A 21,090-nucleotide genomic window follows, 5' to 3' on the forward strand; every position below is an offset into this window, starting at 1 on the left:
GCGTGGGCTCTTTGCCGTTCCGGCGGCGCCGCCGGGTGCCGGTGGGCTTTTGCTGCGGCTCAGGAACAGTGTTCAGGGGCAGTCGAAGGAGATCAGCACCAGGCGCTGGAAGGGCTGGTTCCCTGTCTCCCGGCAACCCGCGGCCCCAAATGCCGACGTATCGCCGGGAGTGCCGCCGCCTGTGCCGACAAACAGGACCTCACCCTTTCCGGTCAACTGGTCCGGGGCAACCGGGGCATCAACACCCCACAGCGAGCCGGAAGTGGCCGGACTGGCGGCCAGGGACAGGTCGGCGATGCCGGCGAAATCGTCCGGGTAGGCCAGCACCATGTCCCGCAGGTACGGAGCTCCGAACACCACTGCCGCCGGGCGTTCGGGCTCCTGGTCCACCAGGGCAGCGATACGCCGCTCGGTGTCCGGCGGCTCATTGACCAGGCTCTTAAGCGTGAGCTGCGGGACGAGGCTGCAGAGGACCAGCCCCGCCACCAGGAATCGGAACCCTACGCGCCTCTGCGGCAGGCTGATCAGGCCCATACCGACCAGCAGGGCGAACGCCGGCGCCGTGAACGTCAGGTACCGCGCCACATAAACAGGTTGGGTGATCAGGCTGGCCAGGAGCAGCCCGCCCACAGGGACCAGCACGCCGGCCAGTCCCAGGACCATTGCTTGGCGGAGCTGCGCGTCCAGCCGGGCCGCCCACACGCCCCGGACCACCAGTGCGCCTTGCAGCAGGCCCAGAACCACCACAAACGCCAGCACCCACTGCGGCGGGAGGTTCCCTGTTGGCCTGTCATCGCCGTAGAAGTACTGCTTCACCACTGCCGTCACCAGATGCTCCGTCAGCGAACGGTTCTGGATCCACTCCACCTGTGCCTTTTGTCCCAAGGCAAACACCAGGAAGGGCAGGGCGGCCACGCCTGCAACGGCACCGGCCGCCAACGTGGCCACGATCCTGCGCCGGAGGACAACGGCGGCCACCGCATGGGCCACGATGGCCAGCGCAAAGAACATAAAAACGCCGACTCCCACCACCGCGCACAAGCTGTACAGCACCCAGTCCAGCGGCCGGTTGGATTCCCAGGCCCGCAACAGCAGCAGCGTCAGGAGAACGGCCAGCACGGTTGTCAGTGCAGACTGGCGTGACTCCGTGCCTGCCCACACCATGCGGGGCAGGAGCGCCAACACCAGCCCGGCCGCCACCCCCAGGGGTGCGGATCCCAGCCTGCGCCCCAGGACCACTGTCAGGCCTGCCGCAGCACCAACGGCCAAGGCGGAAGGAAACCGCAGCGCCACCTCGGAGAAACCGAAAACAGCGGTCCACAGGTGCATCAGGAAGTAGTAGATGCCGTGGACGGCGTCCACGGACTGCAACAGGAGCAGGAGTTCTGCCGGCGACCGTCCAGCAGCCGAAATGGTGGCAATTTCGTCATCCCAGAACGACGGGACCCAGGAGCCGACAAACGCCGCGCAGAAGGCGAGGAGTCCGATGCCGACGGGTGCAAGCCACGGCCGTTCAGTGGTCAAGGCACGGCGGCGCCCGGCAATTTTGGCTCCGGCGTTCTGGGTTTCCACCCCATGACCATACCTGCCGGCGGATCGGCGGCGCCCAACCCAAGACCCGGCGGTAAGCTCGGTGCATGCAGGAGACCACGCCCCCGGAACGCCGCGGCCGGTCCCGTCTGGTGGTTCCCACCCGCAGCGACCTGACCCTCAGGAACTTCACGGAGATCGCCGGGGGGCCGCTGGGTGCCAGGTCGGAACCGGGGGTGATCACACCGGGGATCTTTACGGTTGACCGGGTCCTGATCCTCCTCACGGTCGCTGCCGCCCTGGTCGGGGTGGTCCTGAAAGGCTACTGCCGGGTCAACGGGTGGGAGACCCCCACCCAGTTCTATGCGACCTGCTATTCGGACTTCCCCGAACTCTTCCGCAACCGGGGCCTGGCGGACGGACTGTTCCCCATCGCCGGCAGCGGAAGCCAGTTCGAATATCCGGTCCTGATCGGTGTCATCGCGGGAATCACCGCCTGGCTGGTGCCCGGAACCGGTGTATCGGACGCACGCGTCCTGAGCTACTTCGACATCAATGCGGCCCTGCTGGCATTTGCGGCGCTGGTGACCGTCCTGGCTACGGCGCGCTTGGCCGGCCGGCGCCCCTGGGATGCCGCGATGATCGCAGTAGCCCCGGGGATCGTGTTGGCCGGGACCATCAACTGGGACCTCTGGGCTGCCGCGCTGCTGGCCCTAGGCATGTACTTCTTCGCCCGGCACAGGCCACTGGCCGCCGGCATCCTGATCGGGCTGGCTGCGGCAACGAAGCTGTACCCCCTGCTGATCCTCGGCGCGATTGTCCTGCTGGCCGTCCGGACCGGCAGGTTCAGGCCGATGCTGATAGCAGCTGCCGCGGCTGCGGCCTCGTGGGCTGCAGTCAACCTGCCGTTTGCGGCCGCCAACCCCGCCGGCTGGGCTTACTTTTTCCAGTTCAGCGCGGACCGCGACGCGGGCTACAGCTCGCCGTGGTTCATCTACAACCTTGTGGCCGCAAGGATCGGAATGGCCGGGCTGGATGGCACGGCCGTGGACCTGCTGTCCATTGGACTCTTTCTGCTGGCCTGCGCCGGCATCGCCGCGGTGGCCCTCAGCTCGGCCCGCAGGCCGCGCCTGGCCCAGCTGGCGTTCCTGATTGTTGCCGCCTTTATCCTCACCAACAAGGTGTATTCGCCGCAGTACGTCATTTGGCTGATCCCGCTCTTCGCGCTGGCACGTCCGCGCTGGCGCGACTTCCTGGTGTGGCAGGGAATCGAAGGCCTGCATTGGGCCGCTATTTGGCTGTACCTTGGCCAGGTCACCAGCGGTGGGCCCCCGCAGCACAACCTCGACATGCCGTACTACGTCCTGGCCGTCGTCATTCATATGCTTGCTGTGGCATATCTGATGATTCGGGTCATCTGGGACATCTACGACCCCAATCTGGACCCGGTCCGCCGCCAACACGCCGACGATCCGCACGGCGGACCTTTCGACGGGGCGCCTGACCGGCTGCGGACGGCCGCGGGAGCCCTCACCGGCTCCCCCGTCAGGAAGGCTTTATCCGATGGCTGACGTCAATGTGGTGGGTGCGGGACCCAATGGGCTCGCAGCGGCGGTAATCATGGCCAGAGCGGGGCTGTCAGTCGAGGTGTTCGAAGCGGCCCAGGCCGTTGGCGGCGGGACACGTACGGCCGAGCTGATGCAGCCAGGGCATTTCCACGACGTATGCTCTGCCGTGCATCCAATGGCACTGGCGTCGCCGTTCTTCCGCGCCTTTGAACTGTCGGAGCGGATCCGTTTTGCCACACCGGACATATCCTTCGGCTCACCCCTGGACGGTGGCCGGGCAGCGCTGGCGTACCGGTCGCTGGACCGGACGGCTGCTGAACTGGGACGCGACGGGCGGGCTTACCGTCAGCTGATGGGCCCGTTGGTCCAGCACCGTGATGAGGTCATTGAGTTCACCCAGAACCAACTGCTGCGCATTCCCCGGCATCCCTTCGTCGCTGCCCTCTTCGGTCTGCGCACGCTGGAGCAGGGTTCCCGGCTCTGGAATACCAGGTTCCGCGAAGACCTTGCACCATCGTTGCTGAGTGGTGTTGCCGCCCACGCCGTCTCCCACCTTCCATCCCTGGCTGCGGCCGGGGCGGGGCTGTTGCTGGCCGCATTGGGTCACCGGGACGGCTGGCCATTCCCCGTCGGCGGTTCGGCGTCCATCGCCGGGGCGTTGGCCGGGGACCTCAGCGCCCACGGCGGCGTCATCCACACCGGCTCCGCAGTGGACAGCCTGGCTGCCTTGCCGCCGTCGCGCGTCACGCTCCTGGACGTCGCGCCGCAGGGACTGGCAAACCTGGCAGGAAGTTCATTGCCGGCCGGTTACCGGAGGTCACTGGAGGCTTTTCGCTACGGGAACGGTTCCTGCAAGGTGGACTACATCCTGTCCGGCCCCGTGCCGTGGGCGGCCCGGTCCCTGGCAGCGGCCGGAACCGTACACGTGGGCGGGACCAGGGCGGAGCTGGCCCACGCCGAAAACCAAGTGGCCAGCGGCCGCCACCCCGAAAAGCCTTATGTCCTGGTGGCCCAGCCCTCGCCATTCGATGCCGGCCGGGCCCCCGCCGGCAGGCACACCCTCTGGACGTACTGCCACGTCCCTGCCGGATCCACCGTCGATATGACGGCTGCCATCACCGGCCAGCTCGAGCGCTTTGCGCCCGGCTTTCGGGACCTGGTGGTCCAGTCGCAGGCCGTCACGGCGGCGCAGCTGGGGGAATACAACCGAAACTACGTTGGCGGGGACTTCAGCGCCGGCACCATGGACCTCCGCGGCCTGATCCAGCGCCCCGTGGTTTCCCGGGTCCCGTGGCGCACACCGCTGCGCGGTGTGTACCTATGCTCTTCCTCAACACCGCCGGGTCCGGGGGTCACCGGCATGCCCGGCCTGCACGCCGCAACATATGCTCTCCGGGACATCTTCGGGCTTCCCGTCCCGGCCCTGGGACGGGACGGCGCCGGCCGGGCTTAAGCGGTCCCCCTCGGGCATAATGGCATCGGAAAAACGGGCATAATGGCGAAATGGGGAAAAAAACAAAGCTGTCACTTGCCATGGCCTCGCTCGTCCTGGGGACCTCCCTCGTTGGATGCGACGATGGGCGGAGCGGAGCAGAATCAGCTGTCAAGGACCTGGCCAGCGCAGTCTCGGCCCTGGACGTTGGCTCCGTAGCCTTCGAGGGCAAGGATTCCGCCAGCGCAAATGAGCAGCTCCGGAACGTGTTCGCTGCCCTGGACCCCCAAAAGCCGGCAGTGCAGCCGGGCGATCTGACCCTCGACGGCGATAATGCCTCCGCACCCTTGAACTACACCTGGACGTTCGGGGACTCCGAATGGAAGTACGCTGCATCGGCCAAATTCAAGAAGTCGGGCGGCGAATGGCTTGCTGTCTGGGACCCAGCCACTTTGGTCCCCGGCCTCGCTGACTCCGAAATCCTCAGCAAGGGATCACAATCGCCGCCGCGGGCGGACATCCTCGGTGCCGGCGACGTTCCGTTGGTCACCTACCGTCCCGTGGTGGACGTGGGCATCGACAAGCCCCAGTTGGGCGCAGCGGATCCCGCAGCAGCAGCCTCGAAGCTCGCGACGCTGGTGGGGGTGGACCCGGCGGCCTACGCCGACCAGGTCAAGGCTGCCGGACCGGAAGCCTTTGTCCGCGCCATCACCCTGCGCGAAGAAGGCCGCACCGTCACCAATGTTCAGATCGCGGCGGTTCCAGGTGCCCGCGCCATTCCCGCATCGGTCCCGCTTGCTCCGAGCCGCACCTTTGCCCGCCCGGTACTGGGCGCCGTCGGCGAGGCCACTGCCGAACAGATCGAAGCCTCCGGGGGGTCACTGACCGCAGGGGATGTGACAGGACTCGGGGGTCTGCAGCAGCAATACGACAAGCAGCTCCGGGGAACCGAAGCGCTGATCATCCGCGCCCAACGCGCCGACCTCACCCGGGAGCAGATCCAGGCCGCGGCAACAGACCCGAGGCGGACCCTGTTCGAAGTGGCCCCCGCCCCGGGGACGCCGTTGAAAACCACCCTGGACCAGCGGTTGCAGGCATTGGCCGAGACCACGCTGGCCGACGTCGGACCGGCCTCGGCCATCGTGGCCCTCCGACCCTCCTCCGGCGCAGTCCTGGCCGCGGCGTCCGGCCCCGGCAGCAACGGCTACAACACCGCCATGCTCGGACAGTATGCGCCCGGCTCCATCTTCAAAATGGTCGATTCCCTGGCCATGTTCCGCAACGGGCTCACCCCTGACTCCAAGGTCGCCTGCACGCCCACCCTGGCGGTGGACGGAAGGACCTTCAAAAACTCTGAAGGTTATCCGGAAAGTTCTTTGGGATCCGTGACCCTCCGTGACGCGTTCGCCCACTCCTGCAACACCGCCTTCATCGCCGCCAGGGACTCCGTATCCCAAGCCCAGCTCGAAGCTGCGGCCATGGCCATGGGCCTGGCGGTTGAGGCCCCCACCCTGGGCGCCGAGGCCTTCCTCGGTTCAGTTCCCGGCGAGGCCGCAGGAACCGAACACGCAGCGTCCATGATCGGGCAGGGCAAGGTGCTGCTCTCCCCCTTGTCAGCCGCCATGATGGCCGGCTCTGTTGCCAAGGGTGCTCCCGTCGCACCGCAGCTTGTCCTCAATCCCGACGCCGGGGCTCCCGCCGCCGGAACTGCCAACGGGTCCACCGCACCGGCGGCCCAGCCTTCCGCCACGGCCACCGGCGAGGCCCCGGCCTCAGCATCCGGCCAGCCCATCACTGCCGCCGAAGCCGCCTCGTTGTCCGACATGATGCGGGCAGTGGTCACGTCCGGTCACGCAGGTTTCCTTTCCTCCGTCCCGGGCGCACCCGTCGGCGCCAAGACCGGTACGGCGGAGTTCGGCAACGAAACACCGCCCAAAACCCACGCCTGGATTGTGGCCGTCCACGGTGACCTGGCCGTTGCCGTCTTTGTGGAGGACGGCGGCCTGGGCGCTACCACCTCCGGGCCCCTCCTGAAGGAGTTCCTCACGGCCGCAGGGTAGGCATTGCCGGCGTGGGAAGATGGAGTACGTGGCCCATATTGACGTTTCCGGTATCGATTACTTCCTCTCCGACGGCACCCAACTGCTGAACGGCGTGACCTTCAAGGTCCCGGACGGCACCAAAACAGCGCTGATCGGGCCCAACGGCACCGGTAAGACCACGCTCTTCCGGATCATCGCCGGGGACCTGGTTCCGGACGAAGGCGTCATCGGCCGGTCCGGCACCATGGGCATCATGCGCCAGTTCGTGGGCCAGGTCAGGGACGGGTCCACTGTCCGTGACCTGCTGGTTTCCGCTGCCCAGCCGGCACTGGCAGCCGCCGCGCGTGAGGTGGACGCCGCGGAACTCGCCATGGTGGAGCACGACGACGAACCCAGCCAGATGCGGTACGCACAGGCCATCGTGGACTGGGGCGACGCCGGCGGATACGACGTCGAGACGGTCTGGGACGAGGTTTGCATGGCCGCCCTGGGACTGCCCTTCGACCGCGCCCAGCACCGACCGGCGTCTACCCTTTCCGGCGGCGAGCAGAAGCGGCTGGTGCTGGAAGCGCTTTTCGCCGGCCCTGACGAACTGCTGCTCCTGGACGAACCGGACAACTACCTTGACGTTCCGGGGAAGCGCTGGCTGGAGGACAAACTTAACGGTTCCCGGAAGACTGTCTTCTTCATCAGCCACGACCGCGAACTGCTCAACAACGCCGCAGGCCGCATCGTCACCCTGGAGCCCGGCATCAACGGCGCCGGTGCCTGGATCCACGGCGGCGGGTTCGGTTCCTACGTTGACGCCCGCGCGGACAGGAACGCCCGGTTTGAGGAACTGCGCAAGCGCTGGGACGAGGAGCACGTAAAGCTCAAGGAACTCGTCAACATGTACAAAAACAAGGCCGCTTTCCGCTCGGACATGGCCAACCGCTACCACGCAGCCCAAACGCGCCTGGCGAAGTTCCTTGAGGCCGGGCCGCCTGAGGCGCTGCCCATCGAGCAGAACGTCCAGATGAGGCTGAAGGGCGGGCGGACCGCGAAGCGGGCCATCGTGGCCGAGCGCCTGGAGCTGACAGGACTCATGAAGGCGTTCTCCACCGAGGTGTGGTTTGGTGACCGCGTCGGCGTCCTGGGCTCCAACGGCTCTGGCAAAAGCCATTTCCTTCGCCTGCTGGCCACCGGTGGCACCGATCCGGAACGTGAACACCTGCCGGTGTCGGACGTTGAGATTGCCGAGGTACCCCACGAAGGCACAGTCAAGCTCGGTGCCCGCATCCGCCCCGGATTCTTCGCCCAGACCCACGTCCGCCCGGACCTGCTGGGCAAGACGCTGCTGGAAATCCTTCACCGCGGCGACGAGCACCGGTCCGGGCTGGGCCGCGAAGCCGCTGCAGGGGCACTGGACGGCTACGGGCTGGCGACGCAGTCGGAGCAGAAGTACGAGTCGCTCTCAGGCGGCCAGCAGGCCCGGTTCCAGATCCTGCTGCTCCAGCTCAGCGGCGCCACGCTGCTTCTGCTGGATGAACCGACCGACAACCTCGACCTGCACTCCGCTGAGGCCCTGGAGCGGGCCATCGACCACTTTGAAGGAACGGTCCTGGCTGTCACCCACGATCGCTGGTTTGCGCGGACGTTCGACCGGTTTATGGTGTTTGGTTCCGACGGCAAGGTCTACGAGTCCCCGGAGCCGGTCTGGGACGAGAAGCGGGTCCAGCGGGTCCGCTGACCGGTGCGCACAGGCTAAAACGCCAAACGATCAAAAATTGATATCATTTGATCATGAAGACGGAAGAGCGGCACCGGGCAATCGCCGCGCTCCTTCGGCAGCGGGTGGAAATAAGTGTTGAGGAGCTGACGACGGCCTGCGCGGCGTCCGGAGCCACGATCCGCAGGGACCTCGACGTCCTGGCCGCGAATGGTGTCCTCAAACGGATCCACGGCGGGGCAAGGAGCCTGATCGGCCATGGCGAGAACCCCGGCTACGGCCAGCGCGAACTTGAGGACCACGACGCAAAGCGGCGCATCGGCGCTGCAGTGGCGGATTTGATCCGGGACAGGGAGCACCTCTGGCTGGACAGTGGTAGCACCGCCACGGAGGTGGCCCGTGCCCTGGCCGGACGTGAAATAACGGTGATGCCCATGGGCCTGCAGGCACTCAACGCTGTTGCTTTGGCGGAGGGTGCGGCGGTTTCCCGCACCGGGTTGCTCCTGCCAGGTGGGAGCCTGGTGCCAGGAGAGCTCGGCTTCCGTGGTCCCATGGCCGAAGCCAATATCAGGTCGCTGCGGTTCGACACCGCCGTCCTCACCCCCTGTTCCGTGGATTTCCAGGATGGCCTGTTGGCCCACGACCTTGAGGATGCCGCCGTCAAACGGGCAGGCATCGACTCTGCGGCCCGGATCATCCTCGCGGCCAGTGCAGCCAAATGGCACGCCTCGGCAAGGGTCCTGGTCGCCGGCCTCCAGCAGGTGGACGTGGTGGTCACGGACCGGACATTCAGCGCGGCGGAACGCGCACAACTCGACGGATATCCAGTGGAAGTAGTGAACGTATGAGCACCAAGACAAACGACTCCCCGGATGCTGCGGTGAAGGCGGCCGCGCTGGCCACCTTCGTGGTGTTCGGAATCAACGGCCTGGTGTTTGCCAGCTGGGCTGCCAGAATCCCGGCCGTCACCCAAACCCTCCAGATCACCTCCGGGCAGATGGGAACCCTGCTCTTGTGCACCGCCGTTGGCTCGCTGCTGGCGCTGCCCACGGCCGGGCTGGTGGTGGGCCGGATCGGCACAGCCAACACAGTCCGTGTGGGCGGCCTGGTGGCCGCCCTCGCCGGAACCGGGATCGCCTTCTCGCTGTCCGCTGCCTCGATTCCAGGCACCGCCGTCTCCCTGTTTTTCTTCGGCATAGCCGTAGGGCTCTGGGATGTTGCCCAAAACATTGAAGGCGCCGATGTTGAGCACCGGCTCCGGCGCACCGTGATGCCCCAACTGCATGCGGCCTTCAGCGGCGGGGCATTTATTGGCGCCCTGGTCGGTGCAGGGCTTTCGACCATCGGTGTGGACCTTCCGCTGCACCTGCTGGTGATCGTGGCTGTGGTGCTGGTGGTCACCATGGTCGCTCCACGTTACTTCCTGCCGCACATCAGCACCGCGACTCCCGTCGGTGAGCCGAAGCCCGCCAAGGGCCCTTCCGCCTGGCGTGACAGCCGCACCCTGCTCATCGGTGTGGTGGTTCTCGGCGCCACCCTGACCGAAGGTGCAGGCAATGACTGGATCGCCAAGGCCTCCGTTGATGGACTGGGCACCTCGGAGTCCACCGGGGCATTGATGTTTGCGCTCTTTGTGCTGGCCATGACCGCCATGCGCTTCCTGGGCGGCCGCGTGATCGACACGTACGGCCGGGTGGCCGTCCTGCGCGCCAGCATGGCGGCCGCTGCGGCGGGCCTTTGCCTCTTTGTCCTCGCCGGGAACATCTGGCTCGCGGCAGCAGGTGCCGCCCTGTGGGGCGTAGGCGCGGCACTCGCCTTCCCCATGGGGATGTCGGCGGCCGCGGACGATCCCCGCCGGGCGGCAGCCCGGGTGTCAGTGGTGTCAACCCTGGGCTACGTCTCCTTCCTGGCAGGCCCCCCGCTGCTCGGCTACCTGGGTGACGTCACGGGAATCCACCGGGCGCTGCTTGCCATCCTCATCCCGATCCTGGTTGCCCTTGTTTTGGCCAAGGCTGCCAAGCCCCTCAAGATTGAGCCGGGAACACCCACCAGCTAGCCACGCCAGCCGCGCGTGCCCCGTTGCCTTCCCGGCAGCCGGGGACGCGGCGGTAGGGTGAAGAAATGCAGAGCAAAGCGCGGGCCGGGCACCGGTGGATCAGCCGGCTGGATAGATACCTTGTCCGGCATGTTTCGGACCTGCCCGGCGGAAACCATGACGCGTTCTTCCGTAGGCTCTCCGCTGCCGCCAACAACGGCAAGCTCTGGATGGGCGCCGCAGCCGTGATGGCAGCCTTCCCAGGCCGCCCGCGGCGTGCCGCCCTCCACGGACTCATCGCCCAGGGCGTGGCATCGGGCGTCACCAATATTGTCTTCAAAACCCTTTTGCCGCGGAGCCGGCCATTACCGGAACACCTGCCGGTGTTCCGGTTCGTCCACCCCCAGCCCACCAGTTCGTCAATGCCCTCCGGGCACTCCGCCTCAGCGGTGGCGTTCGCGGTCGGCGCAGGACTGGTCAAACCGGGGCTTGGTGCCGCGCTGGCTCCAGCAGCGGTTGGCGTCGCCTACTCACGGGTGCACACCGGCGCGCACTGGCCGTCGGACGTGGTGTTTGGCTCCGCGATCGGCGCTGCCGCAGCCATGGCAACCCGGCGGTGGTGGCCGGTGCGCCCGCCCATCCCCGCCCTCACCAGGACGGCGGCCCCGGCCCCCAGGCTGCCCGCCGGCGAAGGCCTCAGCATCGTGGTCAACACGTTGGGCGGATCGTTTACTGCGGAAACAGCAGGCGCGCTCCACGAAGTATTCCCTAAGGCGCATATAGTGACCGTTGAAAGCGGGCAGGACCTGGCGGAGCAAATCGCTGCTGCGGCCGACAACCCCGGAACCCTGGCTCTCGGGGTGTGGGGCGGAGACGGAACCGTCGGCACTGCGGCCGCAGCCGCCGTCGAACGGGGCCTCCCGCTCCTGGCCCTGCCCGGCGGAACCCTGAACCATTTTGCCCGCGACGCCGGCATCGGCAGCCTCCGGGATGCGCTGGCAGCGGCAACGGAAGGCCACGCGGCCCTGGCAGACGTGGGATTGGTTACGGCCGAGCGCGGCCTCGCGACAGACCCGGAGGTGATCCGGCTGACCATGCTCAACACCTCGAGTGTGGGCCTCTATCCCAACCTTGTGCGGCGGCGCGAGCAACTGCAGCCGGCATTGGGAAAGCCGCTGGCCGGCGTGGTTGCCATGTTCCGGACCTTCGCGGCCGGGACCCCCACCACCCTGACGGTTGACGGCATCCGGCACAAGGTGTGGATTGCCTATGTGGGCAGGGGCAGGTTCTACCCCCGCGACCACGCGCCCCTGGTCCGGCCGGTGCTCGATGACGGCGTGCTGGACCTCCGACTTATCACCGCAGATGAGTCCTTCGCCCGGCTCCGGCTCCTGTGGTCGGTGCTGACCGGAACCGTTGCAAGCTCCCGGATCACGCACCTGCAGGAGGCCACGGAGGTGCACATCGATGCCGGGGGTGCACCCATGGCCCTGGCGGTGGACGGTGAGGCGCTGGCGGGCGTGCGCGCAGTGGCCTACAGCGTCCGGCCACGCGCCCTGACGTACTATTCGCCGCAGCCGTAATCCCCCATGCTGCCGGCTCCGGCGGCATCCTCATCCAAGCGGAGTACCCTGATTCGGCCCTGAATCATCCCTGAGACCGGCGCGAAAGCGGGCGGGCGTCGGTAGCGTAGGAACCACACCACCGTCTTCACACGAATCCGGCAGCCCCGCTGCCGGCCGGAGGAACCATGATAGAGGCACACGACCTGACCAAGACCTATGGCAGCAAGACTGCCGTGGGTGGGGTCAGTTTCACCGTCAGGGCCGGGCAGGTCACCGGATTCCTGGGACCGAACGGCGCAGGCAAATCCACCACGATGCGCATGATCATGGGGCTGGACCGACCCACGTCCGGCTCCGTCACCGTGAACGGCCTGCCGTATGCGCAGCACAAGGCGCCCCTGCACGAGGTCGGTGCGCTGCTGGACGCCAAGGCCGTCCACACCAGCCGCAGCGCCTACAACCACCTCCTGGCCATGGCCGCAACGCACGGTATTGCCAAGTCCAGGGTCCGCGAAGTCATCGAGATGACCGGACTGGACGCCGTAGCCCGCAAAAAGGCCGGCGGATTCTCCCTCGGCATGGGGCAACGCCTGGGCATTGCCGCCGCCCTGCTGGGCGACCCCCAGACCCTCATCCTGGACGAGCCGGTCAACGGGCTGGACCCGGAGGGTGTGTTGTGGGTCCGCAACCTGGTCCGCTACCTCGCCTCCCAGGGCAAAACCGTGTTCCTCTCCTCCCACCTGATGAGCGAGATGGCACAGACCGCCGACCACCTGGTGGTCATTGGCCGAGGCCGCATCATCGCAGACGCACCCGTCAAGGACATCATCGCCGGGACCCGGCAGACCCGGACCCTGGTGCGGACCGGCGAGTCGCACCAGCTCTCCGCGCTCCTCGCGGGCAACGGCGTCACCGTTGACCAAAGCGAGCCGGAGACACTTACCGTCACCGGTCTTGAGCCGCGCCGCATCGCCAAGCTGGCGCTCGATAACGGCGTCCTCATCTACGAGCTCACCCCACAGGTTTCGTCCCTGGAAGACGCCTACTTCGACCTCACCAAGGACGAAGTGGAATACCACTCGCATCTGACCGGGGGGCCCGCAGCGGCCGTTCCGGCCACGGCAGGAAAGTAGCCACGATGAGCACCACCACACAAACTTCCCCGGCCCCCACGCGCTCGGCGGCCGCCGCCCGGCACGGCCTGACCTTCGGCGGCGTGCTCCGCTCCGAATGGATCAAGCTGTGGAGCCTGATGTCCACCCGCATCCTGATCCTGCTGACCCTGGTGGCCACCATCGGCGTCGGTGTCCTGACCGCCTGGGTCCGTTACAACATCCTTGATTCCATGGTGGCCGGCGCCCGGGAACAGGGGATTGAGCCGTCGTCGGACATGCTGGAGCAGTCAATGCCGCCGGGATCAGGGCTGGACCTCTACAACCTGCCCAACGCCGGCCTGCAGGTCGGCATCCTGATCTTCGGGGCCCTTGCCGTCCTGTTCATGGCCTCTGAATACGCCACCGGAATGATCCGCTCCACCATGAGCGCCGTACCGCGCCGCACTCCGGCGTTCCTGGCCAAGGCAATCATCCTTGCCGTGGTTTCCTATGTCATCACCACGGTGGCCGGCGCGGTCACCTTCCTGCTGTCCCTGCCGATGTTCCAGGGCCTGGGCGTGGATCTGTCCTGGTCCACTGACGGTGTGATCTACAGCGTCTTCACCGGGGGCCTCTACGTGGCGGGTGTCGCTTTGATCGGACTGTCACTCGGTACACTGCTGCGCAACTCCGCCGGCGGCATCACCGTTCTGGTGGGGATTTTCTTTGTTATCCCCATTGCCTCAGGCTTCGCTTCGCTGGTCCCGGGGGACTTCTGGAAATACGTTCCCCAGTACATCCCCAGTGAAGCCGGCGGCCGCTTCCTGGCCATCGGCGAGATCGACGCCTACATCGATCCCTGGCAGGGCGGCCTGATCTTCCTCGGCTATGTGCTGCTGTTCCTGGTCCCGGCACTGCTGGTCCTCAAGAAGCGCGACGTCTGACCGGCACCGCACCGTGAACACCGCAGGACCCGCAAAGGACGCGCCGGCCAGCCAGGCTGACGCGTCCTTTGCCGAGCTTACCGCCAGGCGGCGGGGACGCATCCGCGGCTTCCTGTACCGCCGGCCCAAAGCCATGGATGCTGTGGTTTCCGCCAGCTACACCCTGGTGGTGGCCCCCACCGTGGTGGATGCCGTCCGGTCCGGCAACTGGCTCGCGGCGGCCCTGCTGGTCGGGGTGAGCGGGGCCATGCTCCTGCGCCGCCGCTACCCTGTGGCGCTGGTGGCGCTGGTGGCGGTGGTGGAGGTTGCCGTCACGATGCTGCATCCGTGGGGCTCCAACGTTTCAGCGGGGCTCTGGTTCTCGCTGTACGCCGTTGCTGTGGTTCACAGCCGGAGGTTCGCACTCATCACGATGGCCGTTGCCACAGCGCCGCTGGCCCTGCTTTACCTCCTGGCCGCCGTTGGACCCATCGAGGAACGCCTGGTACCGGCGGCTGCTGCAGCGTCCGGTGACTTCCAGCTGATCACCAGCATTGCCACCGGCGCCACCATTGCACTGTCCAACGTCATTGCCACCGGCATCGGCATCGGCGTCCGGCAGCGGCGCGAACACGAACAGGAAGTGGCTGCCTGGGCCGCGCGGGCCGCGCAGCTGGCCTCCGTCAACGAACGGAACCGGATCGCACGCGAGATGCACGACGTTGTTGCCCACTCCCTGACGGTGATGGTCAGCCTGTCGGACGGGGCCGCCGTTGTGGTCCGGAAGGATCCTGCCCGCGCCGGCGACGTGCTGGGGGAGTTGTCCAGGACCGGACGAACAGCACTGGCGGATATGCGCCGGGTGCTTGGTGTCCTCCGGGACGACGCCGGCAAGGCAGCGCCCCGGCAGCCGCTGGCATCCGGCGACAGCCTTGCCAAACTGCTGGACGGCTTCCGGACGGCAGGCCTGCCGCTGCACTTTTCCCACACGGGCCCCGCACTGCCCGCAGATGCCGCCTTCCAGCTCACCGTGTACAGGATTGTGCAGGAATCCCTCACCAACGTGTTGCGGTACGGCAGGTCGCTGGGGCGGGTGGAGGTCAACATCGTCCGGTCCGGTGGCACGGTTACCATTGACGTGCTCGACGACGGCGCCGTCGCCCAGCCCGCCAACGAGCCTGGGCTGTCCGCCGGTTCGTTCGGTTCGGGGCAGGGCCTGGCGGGCATGGCGGAGCGGGCACGGATCTATGCGGGCACCGTTGAAGCCGGCCGCAGCAGCCGCGGCTGGCGGGTGCACGCCGTGTTGTCCTGGCCCGGAGAGCATCCCGAACTGACGAGCCGTCCCTCTGAACTGCAAGGCAAAGCATGACTGACAACGCCCTTATCTCCGTCCTGCTGGTGGATGACCAGCCGCTGCTGAGGATGGGGTTCCGCCTCATCCTCGAGGGCGAGGACGACCTGCATATTGTGGGCGAAGCCTCCGACGGCGCCGAAGCGATCCGCCGGGTTCAGGAGTTGAACCCGGATGTGGTGCTCATGGACGTGCGGATGCCCGTCCTTGACGGCATCGAGGCCACCCGCGCCATCACGGCTGCAGGCTCCTGCGCCCGGATCATCATCCTGACCACGTTCGATGTGGACGAGTACGCCTTTGCCGGGCTGCAGGCCGGAGCGTCGGCGTTCCTCCTCAAGGACGCCGCGCCGGAAGAACTCATCCACGCCGTGCGGGTGGTGGCCAGCGGGGACGCGGTGGTGGCGCCCCGGGTCACGCAGCGGCTGCTGGAGACGTATGTGCGTGGCGCTGCCCGGCCGGCGCCGGCGGCAGCGGCTCCCGATCCGCTCCTGGCCGACCTCACGCCGCGGGAGACCGAGATGCTCGAGGCCATGGCGGAAGGCCTCTCCAACGCCGAGATCGCCCACCGCTACTACCTTTCGGAGGCCACGGTGAAGACCCACGTGCGCCGGATCCTCACAAAACTCCACCTCCGGGACCGGGTGCAGGCAGTGGTTTATGCCTATGAGACCGGACTGGTGGTCCCGAGCAACCCCGACTACTGAGGGTAACGGCACCCCCTAGACTCGGTAGATGGCTATCTTTTCCTCCGCTACAGAGCACATCCAGGACCTTGGCGCCTACGTCAGCGCCTCGCCGTCGAGCTTCCACGCCGTGCACGAGGCGGGCCGGCGACTTGAAGCTGCGGGTTTCGCCCGGCTGGATGAGCTTGAGCCGTGGGATGGGGGTGCCGGCTCCTTTTTCATCATCCGGGACGGGGCACTGATTGCCTGGGTGGTCCCCGGGAACGCCGGACCCACCACCGGGTTCAACATCCTGGGGGCGCACACGGATTCGCCGTCCTTCAAGCTCAAGCCCAAACCCACAACGGGCGCGCACGGCTGGCTGCAGGCGGGCGTGGAAGTTTACGGCGGGCCGCTGCTGAACTCCTGGCTTGACCGGGAACTGCAGCTCGCCGGCCGGCTGGTGATGCTGGACGGCACCGAACACCTCACCGCCACCGGCCCCATGCTCCGGTTCCCGCAACTGGCCATCCACCTGGACCGGGCCGTCAATGACGGGCTCACCCTGGACAAGCAGCGCCACATGAACCCGGTCTGGGGCCTGGGCGCCCCCGGCGACGTTGACCTCCTCGGCGTCCTCGCCGCCCGCGCCGGCGGTGGTTCGGTGGACCCTGCTGCCATTGGCGGGTACGACGTCGTTATTGCAGACACGCAGGCGCCCGCGGTTTTCGGCGTCAACAGTGAATTCTTTGCCTCCGGCCGGCTGGACAACCTGTCCGCCACGCACGCGGGTCTGGCGGCGCTGATGGCGCACGCCGCGGCCGCTGCCGTCCCCGGCGCTCCGATCGCCGTCCTGGCCGCTTTCGATCATGAGGAAATCGGGTCCAACTCCCGTTCGGGTGCCTGTGGACCCATCCTCGAGGACGTGCTGGTGCGCATCTCCGACGGCCTCGGGGCCACCGTCAGCCAGCGCCGGCAGGCGCTGGCGGCATCGTTCTGCGTCTCGGCCGACGCCGGGCATGCAGTCCACCCCAACTACGCCGAACGGCACGACCCCGCCAACCACCCTGTCCTCAACGGCGGCCCGCTCCTGAAAATCAACGCCAACCAGCGGTACGCCACGGACGCTGCGGGGGCCGCCTTCTGGGCCCGGCTGTGCGCCGAATCCAGCGTCCCGTACCAGGAATTTGTGTCCAATAACGTGATGCCCTGCGGGTCCACGATCGGTCCGCTGACTGCCACCCGGCTGGGAATCCGCACGGTGGACGTGGGGGTGCCGCTTCTCTCCATGCACTCGGCACGCGAACTGTGCGGCGTCGAGGACCCCCGCCGGCTGGCTGCCGTTGCGGAGCGTTTCTTCGGCACTGCCGCGTAGGGGACGGACGGCCACTTCAGGCGCTCCACAAAGATGGTGCGGATACCCACACGCACCGTGATTCCTGCTAGGAACGCCGGATCACGGTGCCTACGGTTAAAAAGTACGGATGCCCTGAGGGCATGTGGTTCCCGGTTCCGGGCCGCATGACGGTGGATACGCCACCCGCGGGACGCCGGTAACAACTACCTGAACGCGACAGACAGGCACCGGCGAGCCGGTGCTGATGGCAGGACAAGGGCAGTGCAGACCCCGATTCCCGCCGCTGCGTGGTTGTACCGCGACAATGGAGCCGAAAATGAAGTCTGCACCCGGAAAATTTTCCCGGTTTATTCCACCACGTCCCGGGCCGGCAAGGCGATGACCGGGACCCTGGGCGACCTGATCCCGCCCGACAAGCGTGTTCTGTGGGTCTCCTCGTGTGGCGGGCACCTGGCCGAACTCAAAAAGATGGCAGACCTCTATCCCGAGCTTGACTCAAGGTCCATGTGGGTCACCTTCAATACTCCCCAGGCCCGGTCCATGCTGTCAGGCCACAATGTGCAGTTCATCCCGTCAATAGGCACCCGGGATGCATGGGGGACGTTGCACACGATCCTGGCCGCATACAGGATTCTTCGCAGTGGTTCGTACCACTACGTAGTGAGCACCGGGGCGGCCGTGGCAGTTTCCTTCCTGCCGCTCGCTGCCTGGATGGGAGTCCAGGCCCTGTACGTGGAGAGCCTCGCGAGAACTCATGCCCCGTCCGCCACCGGGCGGCTCCTGCGACTTTTTCCGGGCGTCCAGACCTATACCCAGTATGAACGATGGGCGAATGACAGGTGGAAATACTCTGGATCTGTGCTGGACAACTGGGACACCCGGTTACGCGGGCGGCGCACCGCCGTCAGGAACGTGTTTGTCAGTTTGGGGACCATCCAGCCCTACCGGTTCGACCGGGCGGTCGATGCGGTCAGGGCGGTGTTGCCCGACGATTGCTCCGTAACGTGGCAGCTTGGGGCGACCTCACGCGACGACGTGCCTGGAACAACGCACCGCGAGTTGCCTTGGGAACAGATGGGGCAGCTCATCCGGGACTCGGACGCGTTTGTCTGCCACGCCGGGGTCGGATCGGTTCTGCAGGCGCTGGATAACGGCGCCGTTCCTTTGCTGGCGGTGCGTTCCGCTCGACAAGGGGAGCACGTGGATGATCACCAGGAACACTTTGCCCGGGAAATCCTGCGCCGCGGCTTAGGCAGGATTCTGCCGTTGTCCGGTGATGCGGGCGGCGCCCTGCAACAGATAGCCCAGTGGGAGCCCCTCCGGCAGGAAGAACTGGAAGCTGCCCGGGAACTTCCGCCCTTGCCGGTCCTGGAGAGCCAGCTTCGAAGTTTCCGCTACCGGGGCCCGGGGCAGGCAAAGAGAACCGCTGTTCCGGCAGCTCCGCACCGTGGGCGATCGGCGGATCCGGCAGCTGCCGTGGCGTCCACTGCCGGTACGGTAAGCGAACGGCAACTGCGTGCCGCAGGGGAGGCCGACTCCCCCGTGCCGCACCACAAAGCTCAGGCGGACTCCCACAATGTCGGCCTGCATGGCTAGTGAACGCGGGTAGCCGAGCCTACGGTTGGGAACTACAGATGCCAGCCGGAACACTGCCCCGGGTTCGGGGCCGCGGTTCCATCCCCGGCCGGCCATCAGTAACAGAATATCCAAACACCACAACCACGTGCCGGGCAGCCGGCACCTTCGGCCAGGCAGTGCAGACGCCAGGTAAGGCCGGAAGGTGATTGTGCCGCGCGCTTGGAGCAAAACATGAAGTCTGCACACGGTGAACCGCCCAGCCGGAATACGAAGCCGGATCGGCCCGCGCTGACCGGACACAACGGGTTGCCCGGTTTCACACCGGCGACGGACTATGCGGACGTTGCTGTCATCGTGGTGACGTTCAACAACGAATCCGACGTGCCACAGCTGCTGGCAAGCCTTCGCTGCGAGACTGAGGACCAGTCCATCAAGGTCATCGTCGCGGACAACTCACCGGCGCCTGCCACATTGGACGTGCTCTCCCTTCAAAGTGACGTGCTTTCGTTTTCAACGGGCGGCAATCTGGGCTACGCCGGAGGCATCAACCGGGCCATGGAGTTGGTTGGCGAAGCCGGCAGCATTCTCGTTTTGAATCCGGATCTCTGGGTGGAACGGGGTTCGATCAAGACCCTGCGGCAACGCCTGACTGACTCGGGGGCCGGCGTTGTGGTCCCCGCACTCCTTGACGCAGCCGGTGAGCTGCACCGTTCCCTGCGGAGGGAGCCGGGCCTGCTTCGCTCCCTGGGTGATGCCTTGCTGGGAAGCAGGTTCCAGGGCCGGCCCGGGTGGCTGTCAGAGACTGTTTACGACGACGGCAGTTACACTCATCCGCATCCCGTGGACTGGGCGACCGGGGCGGCTTTGCTGATAAGGCCCGACGTGGCGGCTTTGGTCGGACGCTGGGACGAGCAATTTTTCCTCTATTCGGAGGAAACGGATTTTTTCCGTCGCGTTCGGCTCGGTCGTGCGGGGGTCTGGTTCGAACCGGCCGCCCGAATGCGCCACAGGGAGGGAGGCTCCGGAAGTTCCCCAGCACTCACGGCCTTGCTGGCAGTCAACCGGGTCCGGTACGCACGGAAGTACGGGCACGGAATGTATTCGACCTCCGTTCACGTCATAGTGGGCTTTGCGGAGCTTGTCAGGGCCTGGCAACCTGCGCACAGGCGGGCCTTGCACGCTGTTCTGCGTTCACGGACATGGGCCATGCTTCCCCACGCCGTTCAGTACCCTGATCCCGGACTGCCGGAAAATTTCCCCTGCGGCGCCGTTATCATTCCCGCCCATAATGAAGTGGCAGTCATCAGGCGGACGTTGGCATGCCTTGCCAGGCCCCTCGGGACCGGGAAGGTCCAGGTCATTGTGGCCTGCAACGGCTGCGTCGATGGCACCGAAGCTGCAGCATCATCCGTTCCGGGTGTGGAAGTCATCCGCGTGCAGGAACCGTCGAAGGTGGCGGCGCTCAACGCCGGCGACCGGGCGGCGACGCTGTGGCCACGGATCTACCTGGACGCTGACATAGAAATCTCCGAGGAAGCCCTCCGGCTTACGTTTGAGGAGCTTTCCTCCGAGGACGCACCGTTCGCGGCCAGGCCGGCATTCCGATACGACTTCAGGGAAGCGAGCCACGCTGTGCGGTCCTACTATCGCGCGAGGAGCCGGATCCCCGGCACGTCGGCGGCGCTTTGGGGGGCGGGCGTTTACGGCCTCAGCGAACGCGGACACGATGTCCTCGGCGAGTTTCCTGCGGTCACAGGCGACGACTATTACATCGACCGGCTATATGGGGCGGACGAGAAACGCGTCCTCGACTGCGATCCGGTACTCGTTCGGACGCCGCGGTCCACAAAGGCCCTCGTGGGGACCCTCCGGCGGGTCTACCGGGGGAACAGCGAGCAGGCCGGAGCCGGTCCGTCCGGTGCGCGGGACACGATGAAGGGACTGCTCCGCTCCATCCGTGGGCCGATATCGGCCGCGGACGCACTGGTCTACACCTGTTTTGCGCTGGCCGGACGAGGGGAACCACGGTCTTCGCGGGCCGTGCGATGGCATCGCGATGAAAGCAGCAGGGCTTCCTGATGCCGCGGGACGGGACGCGCGGGCCGCGCAAAGACGAAGCCGGGCAGGCTCCCAGGGTCCTGCTGGTGAAAAGCCGGGGACGATCCCGCACGGACAACGCGGAGCGGGCAATCCGGCAGCGGGCTGGCGAGGAGCCCCGCAGCCTGCTTCTGGAAGAGGTCCT

General features: G+C 66.7%; 15 protein-coding genes. 14 read left to right on the plus strand and 1 reads right to left on the minus strand.

All coding sequences use genetic code 11. From position 1 onward, the window contains the following. Positions 1-72 precede the first annotated feature (72 nt). On the minus strand, positions 73-1,572 hold the full coding sequence (locus ACU18_RS01490; protein ID WP_050683767.1) for a glycosyltransferase family 39 protein: 1,500 nt from the start codon (positions 1,570-1,572) through the stop codon (positions 73-75). Positions 1,573-1,637: 65 nt separating this feature from the next. Here ACU18_RS01490 and ACU18_RS01495 point away from each other — a divergent pair, with 65 nt between their 5' ends. The 14 genes from ACU18_RS01495 (at position 1,638) to ACU18_RS20135 (ending at position 20,927) form a co-directional block, all read left to right on the plus strand. Continuing rightward, a complete protein-coding gene (locus ACU18_RS01495) occupies positions 1,638-3,101 on the plus strand; it encodes a glycosyltransferase family 87 protein (protein ID WP_050683768.1) in 1,464 nt (487 codons plus the stop codon). Continuing rightward, complete coding sequence (locus ACU18_RS01500; RefSeq protein WP_050683769.1) at positions 3,094-4,551, plus strand: phytoene desaturase family protein; 1,458 nt, start codon at positions 3,094-3,096, stop codon at positions 4,549-4,551. The genes ACU18_RS01495 and ACU18_RS01500 overlap by 8 nt, the downstream gene beginning before the upstream one ends. A 50-nt stretch (positions 4,552-4,601) precedes the next feature. Further along, the gene (locus ACU18_RS01505) at positions 4,602-6,590 is read left to right on the plus strand and encodes a penicillin-binding transpeptidase domain-containing protein (protein WP_050683770.1); all 1,989 of its coding nucleotides are present in this window, start codon (positions 4,602-4,604) and stop codon (positions 6,588-6,590) included. Positions 6,591-6,618: 28 nt separating this feature from the next. Beyond that, entirely contained in the window at positions 6,619-8,301 is a 1,683-nt protein-coding gene (locus ACU18_RS01510) for an ABC-F family ATP-binding cassette domain-containing protein (protein WP_050683831.1), read from the plus strand. A 53-nt stretch (positions 8,302-8,354) separates the two neighbouring features. Further along, entirely contained in the window at positions 8,355-9,128 is a 774-nt protein-coding gene (locus tag ACU18_RS01515) for a DeoR/GlpR family DNA-binding transcription regulator (protein WP_050683832.1), read from the plus strand. Next, a complete protein-coding gene (locus tag ACU18_RS01520; protein ID WP_050683771.1) occupies positions 9,125-10,336 on the plus strand; it encodes an MFS transporter in 1,212 nt (403 codons plus the stop codon). The genes ACU18_RS01515 and ACU18_RS01520 overlap by 4 nt, the downstream gene beginning before the upstream one ends. Before the next feature lie 65 nt (positions 10,337-10,401). After that, positions 10,402-11,898 carry a bifunctional phosphatase PAP2/diacylglycerol kinase family protein gene (locus ACU18_RS01525; RefSeq protein ID WP_050683772.1) on the plus strand — a complete coding sequence of 499 codons (1,497 nt, stop codon included), beginning with the start codon at positions 10,402-10,404 and terminating at the stop codon, positions 11,896-11,898. A 167-nt stretch (positions 11,899-12,065) separates the two neighbouring features. Beyond that, positions 12,066-13,013, plus strand: coding sequence for an ABC transporter ATP-binding protein (locus tag ACU18_RS01530; protein WP_050683773.1), 948 nt, complete (start codon positions 12,066-12,068; stop codon positions 13,011-13,013). A 5-nt stretch (positions 13,014-13,018) separates the two neighbouring features. Beyond that, complete coding sequence (locus ACU18_RS01535; protein ID WP_050683774.1) at positions 13,019-13,918, plus strand: ABC transporter permease; 900 nt, start codon at positions 13,019-13,021, stop codon at positions 13,916-13,918. A gap of 13 nt (positions 13,919-13,931) precedes the next feature. After that, on the plus strand, positions 13,932-15,266 hold the full coding sequence (locus ACU18_RS01540) for a sensor histidine kinase (protein WP_050683775.1): 1,335 nt from the start codon (positions 13,932-13,934) through the stop codon (positions 15,264-15,266). Continuing rightward, entirely contained in the window at positions 15,263-15,955 is a 693-nt protein-coding gene (locus tag ACU18_RS01545; protein ID WP_050683776.1) for a response regulator, read from the plus strand. The genes ACU18_RS01540 and ACU18_RS01545 overlap by 4 nt, the downstream gene beginning before the upstream one ends. Before the next feature lie 28 nt (positions 15,956-15,983). Continuing rightward, positions 15,984-17,288, plus strand: a complete 1,305-nt coding sequence (locus tag ACU18_RS01550) for a M18 family aminopeptidase (protein ID WP_050683777.1) — start codon at positions 15,984-15,986, stop codon at positions 17,286-17,288. Between the two features lie 243 nt (positions 17,289-17,531). Next, a complete protein-coding gene (locus ACU18_RS01555; protein WP_050683778.1) occupies positions 17,532-18,866 on the plus strand; it encodes a glycosyltransferase in 1,335 nt (444 codons plus the stop codon). A gap of 213 nt (positions 18,867-19,079) precedes the next feature. Continuing rightward, positions 19,080-20,927: a glycosyltransferase gene (locus ACU18_RS20135; RefSeq protein WP_231685982.1), complete on the plus strand. Its 1,848-nt coding sequence runs from the start codon at positions 19,080-19,082 to the stop codon at positions 20,925-20,927. The last annotated feature ends 163 nt before the right edge of the window (positions 20,928-21,090 follow it).

This window comes from Arthrobacter sp. ZBG10 (genome assembly GCF_001238605.1).
GTDB lineage: Bacteria > Actinomycetota > Actinomycetes > Actinomycetales > Micrococcaceae > Arthrobacter.